This window comes from Terrabacter aeriphilus, assembly GCF_039542985.1.
Classification (GTDB): Bacteria; Actinomycetota; Actinomycetes; order Actinomycetales; family Dermatophilaceae; genus Terrabacter; species Terrabacter aeriphilus.
Genome location: NZ_BAABIW010000030.1, coordinates 1 through 768, shown reverse-complemented (window position 1 = coordinate 768; position 768 = coordinate 1). Strand labels below are relative to the sequence as shown.

The window sequence follows — 768 nt, the reverse complement described above, 5'->3', positions numbered from 1 at the left end:
GCTCTCTTCGCGGCTGCCCACCCTCATTGGGGTGTGGCTCTCTTCCGGTCTGCGGTCCGTCGGGCACCGTGACGAGGCGTGGCTCGAAAGGGGACTGCCCAGCTCGTAGCAGCATTGCCCACCTCGCCGTCTCTACTGGCACGAGGTGAGGCAGGAGAACGTCATGGCGCAGGTGATCATCGGGGTTGATCCCCACAAGCTGTCAGCCACGATCGAGGTCGTCGACAAGCGCGAGCGGCTGCTCGGGTCCGGCCGATTCGGCACCGACCAAGCCGGCTACGCCGCGATGCGGGCCTATGCGAAGACGTGGCCGGAGCGAGTCTGGGCGGTCGAGGGCAGCAACGGCGCCGGCCGGCCGCTGGCGCAGCGGCTCCTGGAGGCTGGCGAGCACGTCTTGGACGTCCCGGCGAAGCTCGCCGCCCGGGTCCGCCTCTTCGACACCGGCCACAACCGCAAGACCGACGCCCGCGACGCGCACTCCATCGCCGTCGTCGCGGTGCGCACCTCGACGCTGCGGGTGCTGCGGCCGGACGGGGAACTCGAGGCGTTGCGGATGCTGTCGGACCGCCGGGAGGAGCTGACCCGGCTGCGGGTCCAGACCGTCAACCGGCTCCACCGGCTGCTGGCCGAACTCGTTCCCGGCACGGCGAAGAAGGACCTGACTGCGTTGCAGGCCAAGGCGATCCTCGCGTCGGTGCGCCCGCGTGACATCGCCGGGAAGACCCGCCGCCGGCTCGCGGCCGACGAGCTAGCCGACCTGGTAGCGGT

At 70.8% G+C, this 768-nt stretch carries 1 protein-coding gene; it reads left to right on the top strand.

The window, feature by feature from the left end; translation table 11 throughout:
• Positions 1 to 163: 163 nt before the first annotated feature.
• Positions 164 to 768, top strand: a 605-nt coding sequence (locus ABD979_RS19920; protein WP_345509298.1) for an IS110 family transposase, incomplete at its 3' end; no start/stop codon positions are given.